The organism is Flavobacterium sp. PL12 (assembly GCF_039123485.1).
In the GTDB taxonomy this organism is placed as follows: Bacteria; Bacteroidota; Bacteroidia; order Flavobacteriales; family Flavobacteriaceae; genus Flavobacterium; species Flavobacterium weaverense.
The window spans coordinates 53,793-78,701 of record NZ_JBANDI010000008.1 but is presented as its reverse complement, the minus strand read 5'-3'; the positions used below and the strand labels follow the sequence as shown (position 1 = coordinate 78,701).

Sequence of the window (24,909 nt, the reverse complement as noted above, 5' to 3'; positions counted from 1 at the left end):
TTTTTATTACTTAAAACCCTAAAATCATTTTTGCGATCGAGAAATAAATTAAAATTCCACATATATCATTACTCGTTGTGATAAATGGCCCCGTAGCTAATGCGGGATCAATGCCAAATTTCTCTAAAAGTAACGGGATAAAAGTACCAATTAATGACGCAATAATAATCACAGAAACTAACGCAATTGTCACAATAAATCCAATTATAAACTCGACATCTAATAAAAAGTGACTTCCTAAAAACAAGATAATCGCTAGAATTAATCCGTTAAGTAAACTAAGCATAACTTCCTTTACTAATCTACTAAAGAGTGAGCCGCTCAAGGAATTATTTGCTAAACCTTGCACAATAATCGCTGACGATTGTACACCCACATTACCGGCCATTGCAGCAATCAAAGGAGTAAAAAAGAATAACTTCCCGTGCTCTTCCATTGCTGGTTCAAATAACCCCAAAACTTTAACAGTTACAAATCCTCCTAGAAGTGCTAGAACTAACCATGGTAAACGCGCCTTAGTATGTTCTAAGATACTATCATCCGCTTCAATATCCTGGGAAATACCCGCTGCCAACTGGTAATCCTTATCTGCTTCTTCTTTTATTACATCTAATATATCATCAATGGTAATTCGGCCAACTAATCGACCTAATTCATCAACCACAGGAATAGCCTCTAAATCGTATTTTTGCATTATTCGAGCCACTTCAACGTCTTCTGTATTTACTTTTACAGAATTCAGTTTCCGAATGTAGACGTCGCTTATCGCCGTTCTAGAAGAGGTCGTTAATAAATCCTTTAAAGACAAACGACCTTTTAATCGATCTTCATCATCAACAACATAAATAGAATGCACTCTAGATATATTTTCAGCTTGCATTCTCATTTCCTTCACACAAGTCAGTACATTCCAATTTTCATTTACTTTGACTAACTCTTTATGCATGATTCCACCGGCAGTGTCTTCATCGTAACGCAGTAAGTCAACAATATCCTTTGCATGCTCAACATCTAAAAGCTCTGATATAACTTCCGCTTTCAAATCTTGTGAAAGTTCCCCAATAATATCAGCCGCATCATTAGTTTCAAGCTCATCTAACTCCTCAGCAATCTCTTTTGCAGAAAGTCGGCCTAATATATTCTCCCTTAAATCATCTTCTAATTCAAGAAGTATCTCAGCTGTTTTTTCGCTATCTAATACTTTAAAGACATAAGTAGCCTCGTTAAAATCAAGCTTATCAAGAATTTCAGCAATATCAGCGTGGTGCATATCATTAAGTAAAACTTCCAGTTGCCTGTCGTTTCTGCTTTTAATAAGATCCTCTAACTCATGAATTAATTCTCTACTTATTTTAAACTCCATCTGCTTCAATTTTTTGGGTAAGTTCAATGAACTGTTCTACATTAAGTTGCTCTGGTCTAAGGTCAAACACAATATCTTCTCTTAACTTATCAGATAAGTTCATTGTTTTTAAACTATTTCGCAACGTTTTTCTACGTTGTTGAAAAGCTGTTTTGACAACTGTAAAAAATAATTTTTCACCACAAGGCAAACTGTAATCTTCTTTTCTACGCAGTCGCAAAACACCTGATTTAACTTTTGGTGGTGGAATAAAAACATTCTCGTCTACTGTAAACAAATATTCAGCATCGTAGAATGCCTGCACTAAAACCGACAAAATGCCATATGCTTTAGTTCCCTTTTTTTCACAAATACGTTGCGCTACTTCTTTTTGAAACATTCCTGCAAATTCAGGAATCTGACTGCGATATTCTAATGCTCTAAAAACAATTTGAGTCGAAATATTATAAGGGAAATTACCAATTATAGCGAATTGCTTCCCTTCAAAAATTTCGTTTATATTATATTTTAAAAAATCTTTAGAAATAATTTTATCCTTTAATTTAGGATAATTTTCGTCAAGATATGTTACTGACTCTGGATCAATTTCGATCACATAGGTAGTAACTGGTTTATCTAACAAATATTTTGTCAAAACACCCATTCCAGGCCCAATCTCTAATACATCATCGTATCCTACTAAATTTAACGTATCGGCAATATCTTTAGCAATACTTTCATCTTTCAAGAAATGCTGACCGAGGTGTTTTTTGGCTTTTACTTTTTCCATTTTGTCATTGCGAGGCACGAAGCAAGCTCACTTAATTTTATTATTTTCTATTCTCAAAGGTCTTAAAAATCAACCTTGCGATTCACGTAGCATCAAAGCGCTAAACACATTTATTTCTTGGCACAAAAAAAGAAAGTTTTTTTGTTTCCGAATTAAGACTGACAACTAATAATTAAAATTAGCATCTAAGTCTAAAAACTATTTAATGATCGCTTATCAATTCTAATTCCGTTCGAAAAGCTAGCATTTTATCACCAAATAATTTCAGTCCTTCTTCACGGAAAGCTGCTGCATCTTCTTGGTAATATTTCTCTAGTGTTTCCTTACTATCTGTTGTGTATTGAACTGAGTAAGTTGTTCCACCCATTTCCTCTTCAATTAAAACACGGACCATTCGAGCAGAAGAGAATTTCCCTGTAGCTAGAAGTTCCGGAATATGTTTATGTCTCATCCAAAGCATCCATTGATCATGAACGCTCTCGTGTATGTTTGTGGTAACGTTGTATATTATCATTTTTTATTGTGTGTTTTAATTTTGATTTTAGATTCTATTTCAAACCAAAATCATTTCAAAGATTTGTATCTCCTCGCAACTGTCGGAATTTTTTTCTTGCCTCTACAAAATGAATACTATCCTGATGATTGAAAATTATCTTTTCATACAACGGCTTTGCTTTTTCAGGTTGTTGCAATTGCTTATTATATATTTCAGCTGAGAAAAATAGCGCTTCATCACTGTAAATTCCATCGCTGTGATTATCGATAATTATTTGGTATTGGCTTAAAGCCAAATTATAATCACCTAATTTTTCATAAATTTCGCCTAATCTCAGTAATGTAACTGCTTCGATTTCGTCTCCTTTAAAACTTTTTAATATAGATTGAAATTGCGTTACCGCTTCCTGATTTCTATTTTGATATAAAAGATAATCACCTTTTGCAAATTGCTTTAAAGCAGTTTGTGTCGAATCAGCAACAGTGTTATCATTTATTAAAAGAAAATATTCTAATGCATCATTAGCAATCAATTGTGTATTAGCTGATTTTAATTCTTTAAACTGCTTCAAAGCCCAAGCAAAATCTGCCTTAAAATAACTCGTTTTTGCAGCTTTTAATGTAGCTTCATGCGCCATTACGTCATTTTTTAAATCTAATTCAATTTGAGAATAATAGATTAAAGCTTGATTGAATTTTTCTTCATAAAGCAAAATATCTGCTAATTCCATTTTGGCTCGAGCCACATCGTACTCATTCAATCGCAATTCTAGAGCTTTTTTTATAATAGCTTTACCTTCTTCAGGTTTTTTTAAATTAAAAGCCGCAAAATGCGCTTGAGTCAGTTGCAAAGATAAGGTAAAAGGCGTAATCTCAAATTCGCTGAGCAAATTCGCTAGTTCCGTACTAATTCCAGTATAGTCTTTTTCAGTTGACTTCTCGATTTTCATATCCATCAAATAAGAATTTGCTTGGATCAATAATTCTAAGTCTTTAGTATTTTCAAGAACAAAACTTAAAATTTCCTTCGCAGCATCCTGATTATCTTCATCTATGGCTAATTGAGCTAAATTAATTATTGCACTTAGTGATTCTGGGTTTCTTTTATAGATAGCTTTTTGCTGGATAAAAGCCTTTTCAAACTCTTTTTGCTGCACATAAAACCAACTCAAATAATGATTCCAAAAAAGATCTTGGTTTTTTTGAGTTCGCAAAATCAATGCTTTTCTTAATTTGTCATTAAAATTGGCATCACCATCGTCAACCATAAAACGTACAAGTTGATTTTGAATCCTAACAGAATTTTGAGGGTTTACAAATGCTTCATCCAGAAAAGTAGATATCATCATATCTATATTCCCTAACTGACCATAAATAAATCCTATTTGGTAATTAAAATTATTATTAGCATCTACAGCGGTAGCGCTCTGATACGATTTTAAGGCATATTCTAATAAAACCTTTCGCTCAAAAGAGCTTGAAATGCTATAGACCTCAGTTGGAGTTTTTTTAATACGTTCTAAGGCTTGATCGTAAAAGTTATTAGCCTTAGTCTGGTGTTTTTGTAGTTGGAAATTATAGCCTAACTCAACAAGTAGATAGCCTTGTTTGTACTTATCTAATCTTTGCTGAATTGCTTTTTCGGCAATATCGAATTGTTGCAGTTGCTGATAGCAGTCAATAGTGCGCAGAAAATATTGAGTGTTTTGTGGTACATTTAATAGTAATTCCTCAAAACCTATTCGTGCTTTTTCAAAATCTCCTTTTTCATAATAATACTGCGCTAATTGTTCGTTTTGCGCGAATCCAACTAGTGAGAAAAAGAAAGTGAGAAAAAGAAAAAAGTATTTCATATTAAATGTGTTCAGTATTCAATGTTCAGTTTGCGAACCAATGTACTGTCCAAAAAACAAACTGAACACTGATCACTGAGGACTGAACACTAAATTAATCTATAATATCGAATCCACAATACGGACGCAATACTTCAGGAATTACAATTCCTTCTGGAGTTTGATAATTTTCTAAAATTCCAGCTAAAACTCTTGGCAAAGCCAATGAACTTCCGTTAAGCGTGTGTGCCAATTGATTTTTTCCATCTTTATCTTTGAAACGCAATTTCAAACGGTTTGCTTGAAAAGTCTCAAAATTAGATACAGAAGAAATTTCTAACCAACGGTCCTGAGCAGTTGAAAACACTTCAAAATCATATGTCAATGAAGCAGTAAAACCCATGTCGCCGCCACAAAGACGTAAAATTCTATAGGGTAATTTCAATTCTTGAAGAATAGATTTTACATGTTCTACCATTCCGTCTAATGCTTCATACGATTTATCAGGATGTTCTACTCTTACAATTTCAACTTTATCAAATTGGTGCAAACGGTTTAATCCTCGTACGTGCGCACCATATGAACCCGCTTCACGACGGAAACATGGCGTATATGCTGTGGTAAGAATAGGTAATTCACTTTCATTTAAAATTACATCACGAAATAAATTCGTAACAGGAACCTCAGCTGTTGGAATTAAGTATAAATCGTCGGTTTTATCATGGTACATTTGACCTTCTTTGTCTGGCAATTGTCCAGTTCCGTAAGCCGAAGCTTCATTTACCATATGTGGCACCTGAACTTCATTATAACCTGCAGCAGTATTTTTATCTAAAAAATAATTGATCAGCGCGCGTTGTAATTTGGCGCCTTTTCCTTTATAAACTGGAAATCCTGCTCCTGTAATTTTTACACCTAGCTCAAAATCAATGATGTCATATTTTTTCACTAATTCCCAATGTGGCTGCGCACCTTCATGTAGAACTGGAATAGCACCTTCGTGAAAAACATTCAAATTTTCTTCAGGAGTTTTTCCTTCTGGAACAATATCCGCAGGAAGATTAGGCAAAGTATATAATTTGTCCAAAAGTTCAGCAGCAAGCACATCAGCAGTTTCTGCTAGTTTCTTACTTTTCTCTTTATTTAAAACAGTTTTTTCTTTTAGAATTGCGGCTTTTGATTTCTCACCGTTTTTCATCAATTCGCCTATGTCTTTGGATAATTTATTAGATTCAGATAAAATTCCGTCTAACTCTACTTGCGTAGCGCGACGTTTTTCATCTAGTTGTACCACTTCTTCAACAATACTTTTGGCATCCATATTTCTTTTTGCCAAAGCATTGATTACTTTCTCCTGATTCTCTCTAATAAATGCAGTTTGTAACATAGTTTATTTTTTATACCTATTATATTTCTAATAATGGAAGCAAATTTAAGGAAATGTTTGATAGAAACGAGCTAAAAATTCAGGCATTTGTGATTGGCAGCTTAAGACACGAATTTCACGAATTAGCACAAATTTATTAGACTATTAATCTCACTAATGATAAATAAAATCTCTAATCTTACACAAACAAATTATCTGTATTATTTTTAAAATTAGTGAAATTAAATTAATTTTTTATTCGTGACCATTAGTGAAATTCGTGTCTGAATTTTTAATCTCTTTTAATTTCGTGACCTACAAATTCCTCTAATGCAGCAAACATATCATCGACAGAGAGCACTTCTAAGTCAGGATGAGTTCTTAAGAAATCAGCGTTAAGTTGTACTAAATTTTCCTCAATTTCAAAAAAAGTATCGCTGTTCATTAAATCACGAACTGGATTTATTCCTTCCAGTTTTCCTTTAAAGAATTTATCTCTTTTTACACTGCTCATCAATTTCACTTTCTTACATTGTTGTTGGAATAATTCCAAATGCTTTTCGGCGCCAAGTAGCTGTAGACCTTCTTCTATTAGTTCGTTAAGCTCCGTATTCCATTTCGAATTATATACAAATTGAGCAAAATTGCCTTCTGTACATTGCGAAGTGTAATAATCTAAATAGTAACTCATCAATGCATCTTCGTGAATCAAATCATCATCAATTTTTTCTTCCCGCATTAAATTGATAACCGAAATATTCGAATTGATTACATCTTGAGCATTTTCGCTATTTGAGGCTGTTTCTGAAATTATAATTCTGCCGAATTCCATTGGAGTTTAATTTAAGGAGTTTGTGCAAATTTCGAATAAATTACTGAATGATAATTATTTTTAACCACAGATTATGTAGATTAAAGCAGATTATCGAAATATCAAGTAATTGCCACCTTCCACGCAGTCCCACTAAGAGAGAAACAAATGAGCTATTTATCAATTCGAAAAATAAAAAAAATAGCAGATTTATTTGCCTTCAGCTTCATTGCTATTGTTTTGTTGATTCATTTTAGTGATCAAGGTTTTTAATCGCAAAGCCTTTTCCTTCTTTTCTTCTTGAAGTTTTGACTTTTTACGATTCAGCAATTTAGTATGTAAAGCCTTGTTTTTAGTATTCTTTTCAGGTCCTTTCGCCATTTTAAAAATCTTAATTAATTAGTAACTACTAAAATGAATATTATAACGATTCGATTTCTTTATCAGCTTTTTTAAAAACCTTCCTTTTTGTATTTCCAATAATAAAGAATGCTAATCCACCCACAAAATAGAGCAACACATCAATCCAATCTCCTGTGTATCTACTATTGATTTTGGGAAGATAATATTCGAAGTAAAAAGAATAAGAACATGATAGAAAAATAATGAAACCTAACGGCAATTTAAAATAGTCATCTTTTTTTAATCTTTGAATTATATATTCAATCGCTCCAAGAACTAGCGGAACATATAACAAATCATTTATATAATTGTTAATCAAAGCAGGCAATGGAATTTTTAACCGCTGCATTACATATATTGTCAGCGCCACAATTAACAATGTAAAATACAGCACTTTTCTAAACATAGAAAACTTAGTTGGGGAAGTTACCATCACAAGATTTGAATTTTTAACCAGCAGCGGCGGCCGTAACTGCAGCAATAATTCCTCCAATAACTACTGCAAAGAATAGCCAAATAGAATAAATAGTCTGAAAAAAATATCTTATAAAAAGGTTTGAATGCTCTAACCCTTTATTGAAAAAAATTTCGAATTTATTGGGTGGTTTTTTTGACTTCTCTTGCTCGTCAATTTTAAATTGAATCTTTTTTTCTGTTTCCAATCGGCGCTTGAGAACTAAATCTAATAATTCGCCACAATTACTACAATACTCATTATTTAAATTAACGGTATTACATTTAGGGCATTTTATATACGATTTACTCATTATGCTATCGCTTGATCTGTATTAATTTTAGCAAAGCTATGAAAAATGCCTGACATGCAGGATGAGATTCCTTCGTTCCTCGGAATGACAAATGTTTTGGGAATTGTAAATCCCCTAGCCCTGATAGAAGTGGAAATCCTTTTAGTCCCGATTTTTATCGGGGCTAAAAGATTGCAGCGTCCCGAAGCTTCGGGAGCAGGAAATAGCTCCAGATTGCCACGTTCCTCGCAAAGACATTAATAATTTTCTTATTTTTGCACGAAATTAAACTGAATTATGTTACAGAATCCAAAAAGATATACGATTACAGCGGCATTGCCTTACACTAATGGACCTATACACATTGGCCATTTAGCGGGTGTTTACGTGCCTTCAGATATTTATTCACGCTACCTGCGCTTGCAAGGAAGAGACGTTTTGTTTGTTTGCGGAAGCGATGAACACGGTGTTGCCATTTCGATGAAAGCAAAGAAAGAAGGGATTACTCCGCAAGAAGTAATTGATAAATATGATAGAATTATTCGTAAATCGTTTTCTGATTTTGGAATTTCGTTTGATAATTATTCTAGAACTTCGGCTAAGATTCATCACGATACGGCTTCAGAATTTTTTACAACTTTATACGAAAAAGGTGATTTTATAGAGCAAGTAACCGAGCAATTGTACGACGCAAAAGCGGATCAGTTTTTAGCAGATCGTTTTGTTATAGGAACTTGTCCAAAATGCGGCAACGAAGAAGCATACGGAGATCAATGTGAAAAATGTGGTTCTACGCTGAACGCCACAGATTTGATCAATCCTAAATCGACAATTACAGGTGAAACTCCTATTATGAAGTCGACGAAACACTGGTTTTTACCTTTAGATCGTTATGAAGATTTCTTGAAAGAGTGGATTCTTGTTGGACATAAAAATGACTGGAAACCTAACGTTTACGGACAAGTAAAATCGTGGATTGATGGCGGATTAGAACCTCGTGCGGTAACTCGCGACTTGGATTGGGGAATTGACGTTCCTGTTCCTGGTGCCGAAGGAAAAAAATTATATGTGTGGTTTGATGCGCCAATTGGCTATATTTCATCTACTAAAGAATGGGCTTTGAGAGAAGGAAAAGATTGGGAACCGTATTGGAAAGATCAAGACACAAAACTGGTACACTTTATAGGGAAAGACAATATTGTTTTTCACTGTATCATTTTTCCTGCGATGTTAAAAGCGGAAGGAAGTTATATTTTACCAGATAATGTTCCTGCGAATGAGTTCTTAAATTTAGAAGGAAATAAATTATCGACTTCTAAAAATTGGGCTGTTTGGTTGCACGAATATTTAGAAGAATTTCCTAATCAGCAAGATGTATTGCGTTATGCTTTGACATCAAATGCGCCGGAAACAAAAGATAATGATTTTACTTGGAAAGATTTCCAGGCTAGAAATAACAATGAATTAGTTGCGATTTACGGAAATTTTATAAACCGTGTTGTCGTTCTAACGAATAAATATTACAGCGGAATTGTACCTCAACCGAATGATTTATCGGAAGTTGACGAAGCGACTTTAACCGAATTAAAAGCGTATCCAGCTGTGATTTCGAGTTCTATAGAAAGATATAGATTTAGAGAAGCATTAGGCGAATTAATGAATGTAGCTCGACTTGGAAACAAATATTTGGCCGATGAGGAACCTTGGAAAGTAATCAAAGACAATCCAGAACGCGTACAAACACAAATGTATGTAGCCTTGCAAATCGCAGCCGCTTTGAGTTCACTATGTGAACCATTCCTACCTTTTACAGCAACTAAACTATCTAAAATTTTAAAAATAGAATCACCGTTGTCTTGGAGTACTATTTCAGAAAATTCAGATTTGATTGTTGCAGGACACCAAATAGGTGAAGCAGAATTATTATTTTCGAAAATCGAAGATGAAGAAATTCAGAAACAAATAGACAAATTAGAAGCTACAAAAACAGCTAACAAAGCGGAAAACAAAGTAGTCGAACCTCAAAAAGAAGCGATTCAATTTGACGATTTTGCTAAAATGGATTTGCGTGTAGGAACCATTCTAGAAGCTACAAAAATGCCAAAAGCTAATAAACTTCTGATATTAAAAGTAGATACGGGAATTGATGTTCGCACCATTGTTTCAGGAATTGCTGAGAGTTTTAAACCTGAGGATATTATTGGTAAGAAAGTGACCGTTTTAGTAAACTTGGCGCCAAGAAATCTTCGCGGAGTAGAAAGTCAAGGAATGATATTAATGACTACAAATGCAGAGGAGAAATTAGTTTTTGTAAATCCAGATGCTGATGCTTCTAATGGCGAGACAATAAATTAATTGCCGTTGCAAATGTCCAAAGTTATAATGCAGGTTTCAATTTTATATTTTAATTGATGCTTGCATTTTCTTATTACTATAATATGTTATTTACTTTTTTTAGGCAAATTAAGTAACACAATAGCCTAAAATTAAACAACTTAACAAAAATGATAAAACAAATATTTATTGGATTTTGCTTTCTAAGCGCTTTAACTGCTTTTTCACAGCAAATTGTGTCAACATTACCATTAAATTTAAAGAAGAATCGAGACGTTTTTCAGACCGTAAATAGCGATAAGAAAGAAGTTACTTTATTTATAAGTGATAAAACAAATGTAAAGGCTATTCAATTTGATGAAAAAACACAAGTAATAGATAGCATGTCTGCTGAAAGACCAAATACGAAAACATACACCAATATGATTGGCTATAATCTAAGTGATAAAAACACTAGGTTGTTTTGGTCATCAAATGATTATAAAAATATTCTTTCACAGTTGTATGATTTCAAAAGTCGGAAGACAGAAACAAAGGAGTTTTCTCTTAATTTAAAAGATGAAAAAGTATTACAAAAATTCAGTGAAAATGATCTTTTCTATATTCTTACGGTTTTAAAAAATAGCAATAATTTCAAATTATATGTTTTTGATAATGACGGTAATTACGCAGAAAAAGTAATTAATTTAAGATCATTTACCTTTTATGAATCAAATAATTATATTTCAGACTTATACGGCGTTTTTCGCGAAAATTTACTTCCTTTTGAAGCACCCTTTTCTTTAGAGCTAATAAACTCTGAAAATCCTTCATCATTAACAGCTGCTGCAAAAAAAAGAAAATGTTACCAAGAAGATAAAAAAATTATCATAACATTAGATACTAATAGTGAGTTTACGCAGATAATTACTATTGACTTAAAGGATTTTACATCTACTGAAAAAAGAATAAAAACCAGCAATATTGAAGAAGAAAGAATATTCGTAAATTCTAATTCTTTTTACAGTAAAAGTAGATTGTATCAGATAAAAAGTTCACCAAAATTATTCTATTTTACCATAAAGGATTTAGAAGGTAATCTTGTAAAGGAATACGTAGCTACATCAACCCAACCCATTGACTTTAAAAACTCCGAAGTTTCTCAACAAGGAGGGGAGTTTGGAGGAAAAAGGGTTTTAGAAAATTCATCGCAGTTTATTCGTAAATTAAATAATCTTAAAGCAGGCGTCACTAGTTATACTACTGCTACTAATAATGTAGTAACCTTTGGAGGAGTTTCAGCAGCGCAGCAAACTGGCTTGCAAGCAGGTTTAGGGCAATTTGGACTCATTGGTGCTCTAGTTTCAATTGCAGTTTACAACCCAACATTAGACAGTTTTAATTCCTACGCGAATAGGAAAGTGGTAAAAACAGAAGGTTTATTTGATGCTAACGGCAATCATATAAAAGGTGATTTAGAGCCTTTGGCTTTCGATAAGATTCGGGATTTTTTAGAGAAGAATAAAGATTTCTCCTCTCAAACATTATTTAAAACAGATGCTTATTATTTAGGATATTATGATAATAAAGCTAAAGAATATATAGTTAGAAAGTTTGTTGATTAAGATGTCGTTCAGTTTTGAAAAATAGCTGAGTTTTTGTCCAATAATAAGTAGCTTTTAAATTTAAAAATTGGCAGCAGCTTAATTAATCATAATATGAAAGTCAATAAACCACGATTAGCTCTAGCCATTGGAATTTTATGCATCTCAGTTTTTCCAATATTGGTTAAGCTTAACCTCACTGGTGGATTAATTTCAGCTTTTTATAGAATGGCAATTGCAGGAGCACTACTCTTGCCGTATGTTCTAATTACAGGAAAGTTTAAATTACCTCGAACCAATATTTTGATTCTCGCTATTGTTTGTGGTTTATTATTCGCTTCAGATGTGGCGGTCTGGAATATTTCTATACAGCAATCGAGTGCGACTCAAGCCACGTTATTAACTAATTTATCGCCTGTATGGGTTGGCGTAGGTTCGTTTTTATTTTTAAAAAATAAACCTGCAACTAATTTTTGGATTGGAACATTAATAGCAATATTTGGAATGATCACTCTGGTTGGATTCCAATTTTTTATAAATTTAGATTTCAACATGGCTTTTCTGCTAGCTATTTTATCTGGAGTGCTATACGCTGTATATATGCTAGTGAGTAAAGATGTGTTATCAGAAATGGACGTGCTTTCCTTTATGTTAGTAACACTGATCACTTCTACTCTATTTCTAGGAATTGTATGTTTCGTTACTGATGAACCTTTTACCGGTTTTTCTAATGCAGGGTGGACTGTATTGTTTATTCAAGGAATAGTATGTCAATTGATTGCTTGGTTACTAATTAGTTACGCTACTCAAAATATGCGTGCTACTCGAGTATCATTATCTTTATTAGGTCAAGCCGTTTTAGCGACTATATTAGCATGGTTGTTTCTAGACGAGAAAATAACACTGCAAATGATTATTGGCGGGTTAATTTTGCTACTTGGAATTCGGGTAACATTTTATGCTAAAACTCTTTCTATCAAAAATATATTTAGTAAAAGCTAAAGAAACGTCTTCTTTACAAATAATATCACAACATGAAAAACATAAAAGTAATTGCATTTGATGCAGATGACACCTTATTTATAAACGAAACTTATTTTGCTGAAACCGAAGAGAAATTCTGCAGCTTGATGAGTGATTATCTTTCAAACCAAGGAATTGCGAAAGAACTTTTTAAAATTGAAATAGATAATCTTAAAATATATGGCTACGGAATCAAAGGATACATTCTTTCTATGATTGAAGCAGCAATGAAAATTTCTAATAATACAATTTCAGTAAAAGCCATTGAACGCATCATTCAATATGGAAAAGAATTAACAGAGAAACCTATTGTTTTACTTGACGGTGTGGAAGAAACTTTGCAAGCACTTCATGGCAAGTATAAATTAGTTGTTGCAACTAAAGGTGATTTATTAGACCAACGCAGAAAATTACACAATTCTGGATTAGGAAAATATTTTCATCATATTGAAGTCATGTCTGATAAACAAGAAATCGACTATACTGATTTGATAAAACGATTAGAAATAGAACCCTCTGAGTTTTTTATGATTGGTAATTCTTTAAAGTCAGATGTTTTACCCGTTCTAGCCATTGGTGGACATGCGGTACATATTCCTTTTCACACTACATGGGAACATGAGCGAATTGACCATAAAGTGGAACATGAAAATTTCAGCTCTTTCGAAAAAATTACAGAAGTTTTAGGCCACTTCGATCATTAAAAAGATGGGCTGTTTGTAACGTTGTTTATGGCCTTTAAAAGTGAACGATATAGTTTTTAAGTACTAAAATTCAGTTTAGGCTCTTTTTTCTTAAAATTAAATTCACAATTTAGTTACAATTTGGAAATTAATTTTGTAAATAATAGCTAAATATGTAATAAACACTGCAGTATAATCTTTTATTTATAAAATTTCTAGTTTGTTTTATATAATTTACTGATTGAAAATTCTCATTAGTTTTTATGTTGTATTTTTGCACTAAATATAAAAATCTACTATAATGAAAAAATTAATGTTTGCCTTAGCTTTTGTAGCAGCAGCGACGACTGTAACTGCACAAACTGAAACTGTAAAAAACACCGAGAACGATTATAACAAATGGTCTGTTGAATTAGCTGGTGGTTTAAACAAACCAATGAGACCTATGACTGCTGGTTACAGAACTGCAGTACTAAGCTCTTATGTAGCTGACCTAGGAGTTAGATACATGTTCAACAACAAATTTGGTTTAAAAGCTGATTTCGGATACAACAGCTTTAAAGAAGGAGAAAGTTCAATAGCATTTGATACTAAATATTATAGAGCAGACTTACAAGGTGTAGCTAACCTTGGAAGAATCATGAACTTTGAAACTTGGACTAACACTCTTGGATTATTAGGTCATGCAGGTTTCGGTTTAGCTCAATTAGAAGATCAAAATTCTGCAGTTAAAGACAGAATGGGTAACTTTATTGCTGGTGTAACTGGTCAAATTAAATTATCTGATAGAATTTCGTTAACTGGAGATTTCACAACAATCCTTAATGCTAAACAAAACAGTACTTTTGATGCTGCATCTTCAGTAAGTTCTCCTGGATTTGGTGGAGTTTTATTCAACGGAACTGTTGGTCTTACTGTATACTTAGGTAAAAATGCTAAACATGCTGACTGGGTTACTCTTACTGATAAAGAAGTAGTTGCTTTGAAAGATAGAGTTACTGCAATCGAAGATAAAATGGTTGATGCTGACAATGATGGTGTAGCTGATTATTTAGATGTTGAAAAAGATACTGCTGCTGGAGCTTTAGTTAACACTAAAGGACAGTCTATTGACAAAAACAATAATGGAGTTGATGATGTTACTGAAGATTTCATCATGAAAAATTATGCTGCTAATGGTGGAAATGGTTCTACTGTATATAACAATGACCTAATCAAAAGTTTGATCAATGGTGGTTATGTTGCTACATATTTTGATTTCAATAAATCTACTCCAACAAATGTTTCTACAGAGGGAACTGATTTTATCTTAACTTACTTAAGAAACAATCCATCTGCTTCAGTAGACATTATTGGTCATGCTGACGAATTAGGAAGATCTGCTTACAATGATAAATTATCTAATGCAAGAGCTACTACTATCAAAAATACTTTAGTAAAAGCTAACATTGACGCTTCAAGATTGAACGTTGTTGCTGCTGGTGAAGACACTTCAGTAAACAAAGATTCAGATGCTGCAAGAAAATTAGTTAGAAGAGTTACTTTCATGGTAAAGTAATTATCTACTTATAATATTTAAAGCCCTAAAGGAAATTTCCTTTAGGGCTTTTTTCATTTAGGTGATTTACTTTATGTTCTATTTGATATTAATCGTAGTAAAATTCGATTCATCTTACAGCTAGAATACCCTACTATTATCCTACAATTATTTTATTATAAACAATTTTTACTTATTAAAGATTTTCCTTTGTTCGAATGTAAATTCATTTTTAAATTTTAAGAATGAAATCCCGAGAATTAAGTTTTAATCATATTTTTAATTAATTTACAAAAGGAAAATATTAATCTATTTTAGTGAATATTAAAAACGCTCATTTAGTTGTTGATTTATATGATCTAAGCTGTTTAAAGATCTTATTAAACTCCGTTAATGGTACTATAGTGGTTTAATTTTCTAACTTTACTAAAAACCCATTATTATGTTATCAAAAAATATTGAAACAGCTTTAAATAAGCAAATACGTATTGAGGCAGAATCGTCGCAGACTTATCTTTCTATGGCTTGCTGGGCTGAAATTAGCGGACTTGAAGGAATAGCTCAGTTTATGTTTGCACAATCTGATGAAGAGCGCCAACATATGCTTAAATTAATCAAATACGTGAACGAACGTGGTGGCCACGCTCAAATCACCGATTTAAAAGCACCGAAAACAACTTACGAAACCTTTAAAGGAATGTTTGAAGAGCTCTACAAGCACGAAATATTCGTTTCTGATTCTATAAATGAGTTAGTTCATATTACGTTCTCAGAAAAAGATTATGCCACACACAACTTTTTGCAGTGGTACGTTGCTGAGCAAATTGAAGAAGAAGCAACTGCCAAAACCATTTTAGACAAAATTAATTTAATCGGCGACGATAGAGCCGGACTATATTTATTTGATAGAGACTTACAACAAATTGCAATTACAAAACCAGTAGTTTAGAATGTTAAAGTTTATTTAGAATAGATAAAAATAATTTATATTTGCCTTAGTTTTTAATTCTCTACACATTGGAAAAGAAAAAAAAGGATAAGAAAAAGGACAAGACACTGCTTGTAGAAAATATTAAGATAGCAGAAAACTGTAAATCTAAATGCTGCAAGAAATTTAAAAAGGGAGAAGAGAAACGGTGTAAACGTTGTCCAATGCTCGACTTGTTGAAAAAGCTTTCTTAACAAAACATAAATCCCCTCTAATTTAATTAGAGGGGATTCTTTATTTACAAAAAATTCTCGATAGATTATTTTCCTAAAAGCAATACTTCATTAGCGACAACTTCGGTAACGTATCTTTTTTCTCCATTCTTGTCGTCATAACTTCTATGCGTTAATTTTCCTTCGATACCTATTTCTTTTCCTTTAGTAACATACTTTTCAATAATCTCTGCCGTTTTGCCCCATGCAGTAATTCTATGCCATTCCGTTTGCTCCACTTTATCACCGTTTTCTTTGTAATAAACATCATTAGTAGCGATTGTAATATTAGCTAATTTTTTTCCTCCTTCTAAAGTTTTTACTTCAGGATCTTGACCAACTCTTCCGATTAATTGTACTCTGTTTTTCATGGCGTGTAAATTTAAATGTTAGTGCTTATAGTTTGTTTTGTTAAATCGTTCTTTCGAATCAACACTGCAAAGATGCGATAAGAAATGAAAAACATTCGGTTACTAACTATTTACTTTCGGTTGTAACTAATTGTAAACGTTTGTAAATGGAAATAATTCGTTATATTTGGTGAAAACAAAGCAATATGCAAGCCCACATAAATAAAGTAGAATTAAGAAATTTAAAATACGACGATTATAAAGAATTAAAAAAATCAATGGTTGAATCCTATCCAGAAATGGTAGGTTCCTACTGGAGAGAACATCAAATTGAAAAATTACTGAGCATTTTCCCAGAAGGACAATTGGTTATTTTAGTAGATGATAAAGTAGTTGGTTCAGCACTATCACTTATTGTCGACGAAAGCGTAGTTGATAAAAACCACAATTATTCAGACATTACAGGAAACTACTCGTTTTCGACTCATAATCAAAACGGAGATGTTCTATACGGAATAGATGTTTTCATCCACCCAAACTATAGAGGACTGCGTTTAGGAAGACGTTTATATGACGCTCGAAAAGAATTATGCGAGCAACTTAATTTGAAAGCAATTGTTTTTGCTGGTCGAATTCCTAATTACGGGCAACATGCACAAGAGTTGACTCCTAAAGATTATATTGAAAAAGTAAAAAGAAAAGAATTGCATGATCCTGTTCTTTCATTCCAATTAAGCAATGATTTTCACGTGATTCGCGTTATGAAAAATTACTTAGAAGGCGATGCTGATTCTAAGGAATTTGCTGTTTTACTAGAATGGAACAATATCTATTTTGACGAAAGTCCGAGGTTAATTAACTTAGAAAAAAGTGTAATCCGACTTGGATTAGTACAATGGCAAATGCGTCAGCTTAATAATCTTGAAGCATTGTTCGAACAATGTGAATTTTTCGTCGACGTAGTTTCTGGATACGGTAGTGATTTTGCATTATTTCCAGAGCTTTTTGCAGCTCCGTTAATGGCTGATTATAATCATCTATCAGAAGCAGAAGCAATTCGCGAACTTGCTAAACATTCTGATCCCATTAGGAAACGATTCCAAGAATTAGCAATTTCATATAATATCAATATCATTACAGGAAGTATGCCTTATCTAGAGGATGGCACGCTTTACAATGTTGGTTTCCTTTGTAAAAGAGATGGAACCTCAGAAATGTATTCTAAAATCCATGTAACTCCAAATGAAGTGCAGCACTGGGGTATGACGGGTGGTTCAACAATTAAAACGTTTGACACAGATTGTGGGAAAATAGGAATTATGATTTGTTATGACGTTGAATTTCCAGAATTATCCAGATTAATGGCCGATGAAGGAATGAATATTTTATTTGTTCCATTCTTAACTGATACTCAAAATGCATATACGCGAGTAAAACATTGTGCACAAGCGCGCGCGATAGAAAACGAATGTTATGTAGCAATAGCAGGTTGTGTAGGTAATCTACCAAAGGTCAATAACATGGATATACAATACGCTCAATCTGCTGTGTTTACCCCTTCTGATTTTGCTTTTCCAAGTAATGGAATTAAAGCAGAAGCGACTCCAAATACAGAAATGACGCTTATTGTAGACGTAGATTTAAACTTACTTAAAGAATTGCATGAGCATGGAAGTGTTCGTATTCTTAAAGATCGTAGAACCGACTTATACGATATCAAAAAAATAAAGCCATGAACAAAGCTTGCTTAGAATGTGGAGAAAAAATTGTAGGTCGGGAAGACAAAAAGTTTTGCAGCGACGGTTGTCGCAATGCCTACAATAATAAAATAAATAAAGACAGTACTAATTTTATGCGCAACATCAACAACAAGTTGCGCAAAAATTACCGCATTCTAGGTGAACTTAATCCTGAAGGAAAATCTAAAGCAACCCGAGCAAAATTACTAAGTAAAGGATTTGACTTTGAATTCTTCACTAACGTTTTACAAACAAAAACAGGAAATACATATTATTTCCTCTACGACCAAGGATATATGGTTCTAGATAATGATTATTATATGTTAGTCAAAAAAGATATTTAGAACCTTAAATCTGCTGTAATGAAAAAAGATTATTTCTCCATTCTTGCCATTTTATTTATCTCGATAATTCTAGGGACTACTTTCTTCACAATGATGCCACAATTCACATCAGATGATGAAGGAATGCTCACTGACTTTTCAACTAAACGCGCACTGAATATAGTAACAGAGATTTCAAAGCAACCTCATTATGTAGGTTCTGAAAATCATGAAGTAGTGGCTAACTATCTCCAAAAAGAACTGAGTAATTTAGGGCTTGAAACTTCTTTACAAGAAGGATATACGTTAAGCGATTGGGGAAACTTGGTAAAATCAAAAAACATTTTAGCTCGTATAAATGGTTCCAATAGTTCAAAAGCACTTGTATTACTAACACATTATGATAGCGCACCACATTCCTACTCTAAAGGCGCCAGCGATGCTGGCTCAGGTGTTGCCACAATATTAGAGAGTGTTCGCGCTTTTATTCACAATAAAACACCTCACAAAAACGATATAATTATTCTTTTTACAGATGCTGAGGAACTAGGACTTAACGGAGCCTCACTCTTCGTAACGAAACATTCATGGGCAAAAGAAGTTGGTGTTGTACTAAACTTTGAAGCGCGTGGGTCATCTGGACCAAGTTATATGTTGATGGAAACCAATAAAGGAAATGAAGGTTTAGTAAAAGAATTTGCTGCTGCAAAAGCTACTTTTCCTGTTTCAAATTCCTTAATGTATAGCATTTATAAAATGCTGCCCAATGACACTGATTTAACAGTTTTTAGAGAGCAAGGAAATATTCAAGGATATAATTTTGCCTTCATTGATGATCATTATAATTATCACACAGCCCAGGATGATATTAATCATTTAAACAAAAACACATTAGCTCATCAAGGAAGCTACTTGATGCCGTTATTAAAGTACTTTTCAAATGCTGATTTAAATGCCACTCAATCTACAGCCGATTATGTTTACTTTACCATTCCCTACACCTTTGTCAATTATCCATTTAGTTGGGTTTTACCACTGGCGATTATCGCATTACTATTTTTTGCAGGGCTAATTTTTGTAGGAATAGCAAAACGTCTTCTATCTGTTCCCGAAATTATAAAAGGATTTATACCACTATTAATTTCCTTAATTGCTTCAGGATGCGTAACATTTTTTGGGTGGAAAATTCTACTTATTGCTTACCCACAATACAACGATTTACTTAACGGCTTCACCTATAATGGGCATTCTTATATTGCCACTTTTGTTCTCTTAACTATTGCTATTTGCTTTGCGGTTTATAATCGGTTTTCAATTAAAAAACTGACCTTAAATCATTATGTAGCTCCATTATTCTTTTGGATTTTACTGAACATAGCTCTTGCTGTTAGTTTAAAAGGTGCTGGGTTTTTAATTATTCCTGTATATTTTGGATTATTGATTTTGGCTGTTTTCGTAATCACTCAAAGATCTAATAAAGTTTTAAATTTAATTTTAAGTATTCCTGCGCTACTTTTAATTGCTCCCTTTATTCAGATGTTTCCAATTGGTTTAGGCTTGAAAGTACTTTTTGGAAGCGCATTGCTTACTGTTTTAACCTTCGTTTTATTACTTCCAACTTTTGGGGCTTTCGCCAAAAAAGGAATATGGGCTTTATTGTTTTTACTACTTTCTATTGGATTTTTTGCTAAAGCGCATGTTGACTCCGGTTACGAATTAGGAAAAGCAAAATCAAACAGTTTATTATACATTTATAATGCAGATTCGAATAAAGCCAACTGGGCGACATATGATACTAACTTAGATTCTTGGACGAAAAGCTATCTAGGTGAAAACCCAAATTCAGCAACAGATTTGAACACTATTCCATTATTTAGTAAATATAATTCTGGCTTTACTTACAGTGTTGACGCCACGAAAGTAGAAATTGCTAAACCAACCATTGAATTTCTAGAAGATCAAATTATAGGAAATCAAAGAAATCTAAAAATTAGAATTACACCAAATAGAAAAGTAAATCGCTACGATATTTTTGCTAACGAAAGAATGCTTATTTATAATTTTAAAGCAAATGGAGTTACATCATTAGGACAAGAATCGGCTTTATACAAGCGAAGAGGAAAGAAACTCTTGAGTTACTATGTGTTAGAAAATGCGCCATTAGAAATGGAGTTTTCAATTGATAGTAAAACAATCTTAGATATGGAGATGTTAGAAAGTTCTTTTGACTTAATAACAAATCCATTATTTAAAATGAAAAAAAGAGAAAACTGGATGATGCCGACACCGTTTGTGCTGACAGATGCAGTTGTGATTAGAGAGAAAATAAAAGTAAGCCCAGTTATTATTATTCCAAGTATCGAAGCAACAGTTAACAAAATTCCAGTTTTAAAACGCAAAACACCAATAGCCATTGATAGTCTAAAAGTAGATTAAAGTATTTTTTAAAATGATTGTGTAAATACAGATCAACACAAGCATATAAAAAGCTTATTTATTCCAAGATTGAATTAGATTGAAATTATTATAAAAACGCACATTAGTACAATAAATAAAATGACAAAAATTAGCATTCTTGGTTGTGGTTGGTTAGGTATGCCTTTGGCGAAAGCCTTACTAGAAAAAGGAATTCAAATAAATGGTTCGACAACGACCGTGGAAAAACTATCCTTGTTACAAAGTGAAAATATTAATCCTTTTTTAATAGATATTCCCTTAATTATTGATGAAGGTAGCGTTGACATGATAAATTTTTCATCATCCATGAACTCTTTTTTACAAGGAAGTGAAACTTTGATAATCGATATTCCGCCAAAATTAAGAAATGTATCAGCGGCAGCAGATGAAAAAACATTTGTAAAAAAAATAGCTACTTTAATTCCCTTTATAGAAAAGTCAACTGTTCAAAACGTACTTTTTGTAAGCTCTACGTCTGTGTATGGAGAAAATCAAGGAACAGTGGATCAATCAACAATACCAGAACCTGAAACCGAAAGTGGAAAACAATTACTAGAATGTGAGTCGCTTTTAAAAAGTAATAGCAATTTTAAAACTACAATTTTACGATTTGGTGGTTTAATTGGTTCTGACAGACAACCTGGGAAATATTTAGCAGGAAGAGAAAACCTTGAAAATCCAGAGTCTCCCGTGAATTTAATTCATCAAAAAGATTGTATTGGTATCATTTTAAAAATAATAGAAAGTGACTACTGGAACGAAACATTTAACGCCGTATCTCCTTTTCACCCATCTCGAGAAAGCTATTACAGTCAAAAAGCAGCCGACTTAAATTTACCGTTGCCAAAATTTGATCATAGTAAGCCATCAGTTGGAAAATTAATTGAAAATAACAAAATTATAAATCTTTTAAAATATACTTTTACGGAACCAAATTTGTAAAGTGAAAGCTAAAATTAAGAATGCCATTTCGACAAAAATAAATATAGTTGGACTTCCCATCTTAGCTTTATGTTTTGTTAGTTTTTTTTGGGGAACTACTTGGATTGCCTCAAAGGAAGGCGTCAAACACATGCCCGCTTTACAGCTAGTTGCAATCCGACAATTTTTAGGAGGATTTCTTTATATTTCCTATTTTTTATTCAAAAAGGCTCCTTGGCCGAAAGGCAAACAATGGAAAACCATCATCATATTAAGCATTCTTAATTTTGTTTTAAGCAATGGATTAAGCACTTGGGGCGTCAAATATATCAGTAGCGGACTTGGAGCTATTATTGGAGCTATTGTTCCTTTATGGATCGTTATTATTACTTTCTTTAGAGGAGAACGATTATCTCGATTATCGGTTGTAGGCTTAGTGATTAGTTTTAGTGGTGTTTGTGTTATTTTCTTCGATCATTTAAGCGATTTTTTAATTCCAAGTTTTAGATTTGGAATAATAGTTTCGATAATTTCTACTTTGACTTGGGCTTTCGGAACTTTATATACGAAGAAAAAAGCAGCAACATTTAACCCTTATTTCAGCTTAGGAATACAAATGTTTTTATCTAGCATCATCGTTTTTGCTTACACGGGCGCTACTGGAATATCAGTACCTTTAAGTGAAATCCCTGCAATATCATGGTGGTCTATCGCTTATTTAGTGATTTTTGGATCTATACTTACTTTTATTGCTTTTATTTATGCGTTGCAAAATCTACCTGCAGAAATTAGCACCATCTATTCCTACATCAATCCAATCGTTGCAGTTCTTCTAGGAGCAGTAATTTTTGGTGAAACACTTAATGCAGCGATTGCTATCGGAGGAAGTGTTACCTTGTTCGGTCTTTACATGGTCAACTATTCCTTGAGGAAATCTCGAAAAAAAATGCTATTAACCAAATAAATATATTATTATGAATTTTAAAAGTCTTTTAGTAGTCACTGCTACTTTTTCTACGCTGTTTGTAATGAATGGTCAAACGAAATCTAGCTTTGTAGTTCCAAATGAAAATTTAATCACAGAAAATATTGCTCCTATTCTTAAAGAACTTTCTAACGATGTAAAGAAATATTCAGAATTTAGAAGCGCAACTCTAGCGGATATCAATCCGGTAACAAACGAGATTATTATCAATACAAGATTTGGTTCGACCTCTCAATTACATCGTGTTTTAAATGGTATGGGCGCCAGAACCCAAATCACTTTTTTTGATGAACCAATAAGTGCTACTTCTTACGAACCGACAAAAGGCGAGTATTTAGTTTATGCTAAAGATATTGGCGGAAACGAATTTAGCCAACTTTTCAAGTTAGATCTTAAAACGCAACAATCAACTTTACTTACTGATGGCGGACGATCTCAAAATGGCGGTATTAATTGGCGCAAAGATGGCAAAGGATTTTATTATTCTTCAACAAAGAGAAACGGTGGTGATCGCGACGTTTATTTTATGGATCCAAACAATCCTAAAGCAGAGAAATTAATTTTGCAAGTAAAGGGCGGAGGTTGGGGAATTCAAGATATATCTGCAGACAATAAACAGTTAGTTTTAGGAGAATATGTTTCTATAAATGAATCGTATTTATGGTTGCTAGATATTGCTACAGGAAAATTGACTGAAATTACAGATAGAAAAGTTAAAGGAGTTTCACAATCTGATGCTACTTTCTCAAATATTCCTAACGAAATCTGGTATATAACGGATAAGGATAACGAATTTGAGCGATTAGCCACTATGAACTTAAAGACAAAGAAAATAACGTATCACACCACTGCTATTCCATGGAATGTTGAAAACTACGATTTATCTGAAGATCAAAAATCAATTGTATTTACCAGTAATGAAGCGGGATTAAATAAGATGTATCTAATGAACACGGCAACTAAATCTTATACTGAAGTAAAAGGACTTCCAGTAGGGCTAGTTAGTAATCCTCGTTTTACAAAGGATAATAAAAGTATCTTTTTTAATCAATCTACTGCGCAAACTGCATCAGATATCTATCAACTAGAAATTAGTTCTGGAATGGTAGCACGCTGGACTGAAAGTGAATTGGGCGAAATGCAACCTTCAGAAATGTCTGTACCTAAATTTATCGAATGGAAAAGTTTTGATGACTTAGCCGTTTCTGGTTTTTACTATCCAGCTTCGCCAAAATTTAAGGGAAAAAGACCTGTTATCATATTGATTCACGGTGGACCGGAAGGACAATCTATGGCTTCCTTTTTAGGAGGAAATAATTTCTACACTAGCGAAATGGGAGTTTCATTGATTTATCCTAACGTTAGAGGATCTTCTGGTTTTGGAAAAACATACTTAGCAAAAGATAATGGTTTTCTAAGAGAGGATTCTGTTAAAGATATAGGAGCTTTACTAGAATGGATTGCAAAACAACCTGAACTAGATAAAGACAAAATAATGATTATGGGCGGGAGCTATGGTGGTTATATGACATTGGCAACAGCCTTTCACTATGCTGATAAAATAAAATGCTCTGTTGATATTGTAGGTATTTCCAACTTCAATACATTCTTAAAAAACACAGAAGAATACAGACGTGATTTACGTAGAGCGGAATATGGTGATGAAAGAGATCCTAAAATGGCTGCTTTTTTTGACAAAATGGCTCCATTGAATAACACAGATAAAATAAAGAAGCCAATGTTTATCATTCAAGGTACAAACGATCCTAGAGTACCAGTAACTGAAGCGATGCAAATGCGTGACAAATTAAAAGCACAAGGAAATACAGTGTGGTATCTTGAAGCTAAAGATGAAGGACACGGATTTAAAAAGAAAGCTAATATCGATTACCAACGTTTAGCAGTGATTCGATTTATGCAGGAATACTTAGTAAAATAATTCTTGAAATAGAAACCTTAATTTTTAAAAAATAGAAAACCCATTCACCTA

General features: G+C 33.0%; 22 protein-coding genes. 12 read left to right on the top strand and 10 right to left on the bottom strand.

Features of this window, described 5'->3' with window-relative positions; translation table 11 throughout:
* Window positions 1-10 precede the first annotated feature (10 nt).
* The 9 genes from mgtE to RCH19_RS05615 all read right to left on the bottom strand — a co-directional run bounded on the left by mgtE (window position 11) and on the right by RCH19_RS05615 (window position 7,805).
* Window positions 11-1,363 carry a magnesium transporter gene (gene mgtE / locus RCH19_RS05655; RefSeq protein ID WP_121924617.1) on the bottom strand — a complete coding sequence of 451 codons (1,353 nt, stop codon included), beginning with the start codon at window positions 1,361-1,363 and terminating at the stop codon, window positions 11-13.
* The gene (gene rsmA, locus RCH19_RS05650; protein ID WP_121924618.1) at window positions 1,353-2,132 is read right to left on the bottom strand and encodes a 16S rRNA (adenine(1518)-N(6)/adenine(1519)-N(6))-dimethyltransferase RsmA; all 780 of its coding nucleotides are present in this window, start codon (window positions 2,130-2,132) and stop codon (window positions 1,353-1,355) included. Before rsmA ends, mgtE begins: the two co-directional genes overlap by 11 nt.
* A gap of 202 nt (window positions 2,133-2,334) precedes the next feature.
* Window positions 2,335-2,646 (bottom strand): DUF4286 family protein, encoded by a 312-nt coding sequence (locus RCH19_RS05645; RefSeq protein WP_121924619.1) that lies wholly within the window; start codon window positions 2,644-2,646, stop codon window positions 2,335-2,337.
* 55 nt (window positions 2,647-2,701) lie between these two features.
* Window positions 2,702-4,480, bottom strand: coding sequence for a tetratricopeptide repeat protein (locus RCH19_RS05640; RefSeq protein ID WP_343022395.1), 1,779 nt, complete (start codon window positions 4,478-4,480; stop codon window positions 2,702-2,704).
* A 94-nt stretch (window positions 4,481-4,574) separates the two neighbouring features.
* Window positions 4,575-5,846, bottom strand: coding sequence for a serine--tRNA ligase (gene serS, locus RCH19_RS05635; protein WP_343022394.1), 1,272 nt, complete (start codon window positions 5,844-5,846; stop codon window positions 4,575-4,577).
* A 271-nt stretch (window positions 5,847-6,117) separates the two neighbouring features.
* Window positions 6,118-6,657, bottom strand: coding sequence for a DUF4375 domain-containing protein (locus RCH19_RS05630; protein ID WP_121924622.1), 540 nt, complete (start codon window positions 6,655-6,657; stop codon window positions 6,118-6,120).
* Between the two features lie 189 nt (window positions 6,658-6,846).
* Window positions 6,847-7,017, bottom strand: coding sequence for a hypothetical protein (locus RCH19_RS05625; protein ID WP_343022393.1), 171 nt, complete (start codon window positions 7,015-7,017; stop codon window positions 6,847-6,849).
* A 40-nt stretch (window positions 7,018-7,057) separates the two neighbouring features.
* On the bottom strand, window positions 7,058-7,471 hold the full coding sequence (locus RCH19_RS05620; RefSeq protein ID WP_343022421.1) for a hypothetical protein: 414 nt from the start codon (window positions 7,469-7,471) through the stop codon (window positions 7,058-7,060).
* A 16-nt stretch (window positions 7,472-7,487) separates the two neighbouring features.
* Entirely contained in the window at window positions 7,488-7,805 is a 318-nt protein-coding gene (locus tag RCH19_RS05615) for a hypothetical protein (RefSeq protein WP_343022392.1), read from the bottom strand.
* A 276-nt stretch (window positions 7,806-8,081) separates the two neighbouring features.
* Between RCH19_RS05615 and metG the strand changes: the two genes are divergently transcribed.
* From metG to RCH19_RS05585, 6 genes are all read left to right on the top strand, one after another.
* Window positions 8,082-10,139 (top strand): methionine--tRNA ligase, encoded by a 2,058-nt coding sequence (gene metG / locus RCH19_RS05610; protein WP_343022391.1) that lies wholly within the window; start codon window positions 8,082-8,084, stop codon window positions 10,137-10,139.
* A 149-nt stretch (window positions 10,140-10,288) separates the two neighbouring features.
* A complete protein-coding gene (locus RCH19_RS05605) occupies window positions 10,289-11,722 on the top strand; it encodes a hypothetical protein (protein ID WP_343022390.1) in 1,434 nt (477 codons plus the stop codon).
* Window positions 11,723-11,815: 93 nt separating this feature from the next.
* Window positions 11,816-12,703, top strand: coding sequence for a DMT family transporter (locus RCH19_RS05600; protein WP_343022389.1), 888 nt, complete (start codon window positions 11,816-11,818; stop codon window positions 12,701-12,703).
* Window positions 12,704-12,735: 32 nt separating this feature from the next.
* The gene (locus RCH19_RS05595) at window positions 12,736-13,428 is read left to right on the top strand and encodes an HAD family hydrolase (RefSeq protein ID WP_121924627.1); all 693 of its coding nucleotides are present in this window, start codon (window positions 12,736-12,738) and stop codon (window positions 13,426-13,428) included.
* 280 nt (window positions 13,429-13,708) lie between these two features.
* Window positions 13,709-14,965 carry an OmpA family protein gene (locus RCH19_RS05590; RefSeq protein ID WP_343022388.1) on the top strand — a complete coding sequence of 419 codons (1,257 nt, stop codon included), beginning with the start codon at window positions 13,709-13,711 and terminating at the stop codon, window positions 14,963-14,965.
* Window positions 14,966-15,386: 421 nt separating this feature from the next.
* Window positions 15,387-15,893, top strand: coding sequence for a ferritin (locus tag RCH19_RS05585; RefSeq protein ID WP_343022387.1), 507 nt, complete (start codon window positions 15,387-15,389; stop codon window positions 15,891-15,893).
* 298 nt (window positions 15,894-16,191) lie between these two features.
* On the opposite strand, the gene ssb is transcribed toward RCH19_RS05585, so the two are convergent.
* On the bottom strand, window positions 16,192-16,515 hold the full coding sequence (ssb, locus tag RCH19_RS05580; RefSeq protein ID WP_343022386.1) for a single-stranded DNA-binding protein: 324 nt from the start codon (window positions 16,513-16,515) through the stop codon (window positions 16,192-16,194).
* 185 nt (window positions 16,516-16,700) lie between these two features.
* Between ssb and RCH19_RS05575 the strand changes: the two genes are divergently transcribed.
* The 6 genes from RCH19_RS05575 (at window position 16,701) to RCH19_RS05550 (ending at window position 24,858) form a co-directional block, all read left to right on the top strand.
* A complete protein-coding gene (locus tag RCH19_RS05575) occupies window positions 16,701-18,230 on the top strand; it encodes a bifunctional GNAT family N-acetyltransferase/carbon-nitrogen hydrolase family protein (RefSeq protein WP_121924631.1) in 1,530 nt (509 codons plus the stop codon).
* Entirely contained in the window at window positions 18,227-18,577 is a 351-nt protein-coding gene (locus RCH19_RS05570; protein ID WP_121924632.1) for a hypothetical protein, read from the top strand. The genes RCH19_RS05575 and RCH19_RS05570 overlap by 4 nt, the downstream gene beginning before the upstream one ends.
* An 18-nt stretch (window positions 18,578-18,595) precedes the next feature.
* On the top strand, window positions 18,596-20,992 hold the full coding sequence (locus RCH19_RS05565) for a M28 family peptidase (protein WP_343022385.1): 2,397 nt from the start codon (window positions 18,596-18,598) through the stop codon (window positions 20,990-20,992).
* Window positions 20,993-21,112: 120 nt separating this feature from the next.
* Window positions 21,113-21,955 carry an SDR family NAD(P)-dependent oxidoreductase gene (locus RCH19_RS05560; RefSeq protein WP_343022384.1) on the top strand — a complete coding sequence of 281 codons (843 nt, stop codon included), beginning with the start codon at window positions 21,113-21,115 and terminating at the stop codon, window positions 21,953-21,955.
* A 1-nt stretch (window position 21,956) separates the two neighbouring features.
* The gene (locus RCH19_RS05555; protein ID WP_121924635.1) at window positions 21,957-22,898 is read left to right on the top strand and encodes an EamA family transporter; all 942 of its coding nucleotides are present in this window, start codon (window positions 21,957-21,959) and stop codon (window positions 22,896-22,898) included.
* Between the two features lie 10 nt (window positions 22,899-22,908).
* Complete coding sequence (locus tag RCH19_RS05550) at window positions 22,909-24,858, top strand: alpha/beta fold hydrolase (protein WP_343022383.1); 1,950 nt, start codon at window positions 22,909-22,911, stop codon at window positions 24,856-24,858.
* Window positions 24,859-24,909 lie beyond the last annotated feature (51 nt).

Excerpts from the sequence above, each read along its gene's own strand:
- RCH19_RS05565 (WP_343022385.1), top strand. The coding sequence starts at position 18,596 with ATGAAAAAAGATTATTTCTCCATTCTTGCCATTTTATTTATCTCGATA.
- RCH19_RS05550 (WP_343022383.1), top strand. The coding sequence starts at position 22,909 with ATGAATTTTAAAAGTCTTTTAGTAGTCACTGCTACTTTTTCTACGCTG.
- RCH19_RS05590 (WP_343022388.1), top strand. The coding sequence starts at position 13,709 with ATGAAAAAATTAATGTTTGCCTTAGCTTTTGTAGCAGCAGCGACGACT.
- RCH19_RS05620 (WP_343022421.1), bottom strand. The coding sequence starts at position 7,471 with ATGGTAACTTCCCCAACTAAGTTTTCTATGTTTAGAAAAGTGCTGTAT.
- RCH19_RS05615 (WP_343022392.1), bottom strand. The coding sequence starts at position 7,805 with ATGAGTAAATCGTATATAAAATGCCCTAAATGTAATACCGTTAATTTA.
- ssb (WP_343022386.1), bottom strand. The coding sequence starts at position 16,515 with ATGAAAAACAGAGTACAATTAATCGGAAGAGTTGGTCAAGATCCTGAA.
- RCH19_RS05585 (WP_343022387.1), top strand. The coding sequence starts at position 15,387 with ATGTTATCAAAAAATATTGAAACAGCTTTAAATAAGCAAATACGTATT.
- RCH19_RS05595 (WP_121924627.1), top strand. The coding sequence starts at position 12,736 with ATGAAAAACATAAAAGTAATTGCATTTGATGCAGATGACACCTTATTT.
- metG (WP_343022391.1), top strand. The coding sequence starts at position 8,082 with ATGTTACAGAATCCAAAAAGATATACGATTACAGCGGCATTGCCTTAC.
- RCH19_RS05560 (WP_343022384.1), top strand. The coding sequence starts at position 21,113 with ATGACAAAAATTAGCATTCTTGGTTGTGGTTGGTTAGGTATGCCTTTG.
- RCH19_RS05625 (WP_343022393.1), bottom strand. The coding sequence starts at position 7,017 with ATGGCGAAAGGACCTGAAAAGAATACTAAAAACAAGGCTTTACATACT.
- RCH19_RS05645 (WP_121924619.1), bottom strand. The coding sequence starts at position 2,646 with ATGATAATATACAACGTTACCACAAACATACACGAGAGCGTTCATGAT.
- mgtE (WP_121924617.1), bottom strand. The coding sequence starts at position 1,363 with ATGGAGTTTAAAATAAGTAGAGAATTAATTCATGAGTTAGAGGATCTT.
- rsmA (WP_121924618.1), bottom strand. The coding sequence starts at position 2,132 with ATGGAAAAAGTAAAAGCCAAAAAACACCTCGGTCAGCATTTCTTGAAA.
- RCH19_RS05630 (WP_121924622.1), bottom strand. The coding sequence starts at position 6,657 with ATGGAATTCGGCAGAATTATAATTTCAGAAACAGCCTCAAATAGCGAA.
- serS (WP_343022394.1), bottom strand. The coding sequence starts at position 5,846 with ATGTTACAAACTGCATTTATTAGAGAGAATCAGGAGAAAGTAATCAAT.
- RCH19_RS05605 (WP_343022390.1), top strand. The coding sequence starts at position 10,289 with ATGATAAAACAAATATTTATTGGATTTTGCTTTCTAAGCGCTTTAACT.
- RCH19_RS05570 (WP_121924632.1), top strand. The coding sequence starts at position 18,227 with ATGAACAAAGCTTGCTTAGAATGTGGAGAAAAAATTGTAGGTCGGGAA.
- RCH19_RS05575 (WP_121924631.1), top strand. The coding sequence starts at position 16,701 with ATGCAAGCCCACATAAATAAAGTAGAATTAAGAAATTTAAAATACGAC.
- RCH19_RS05600 (WP_343022389.1), top strand. The coding sequence starts at position 11,816 with ATGAAAGTCAATAAACCACGATTAGCTCTAGCCATTGGAATTTTATGC.
- RCH19_RS05640 (WP_343022395.1), bottom strand. The coding sequence starts at position 4,480 with ATGAAATACTTTTTTCTTTTTCTCACTTTCTTTTTCTCACTAGTTGGA.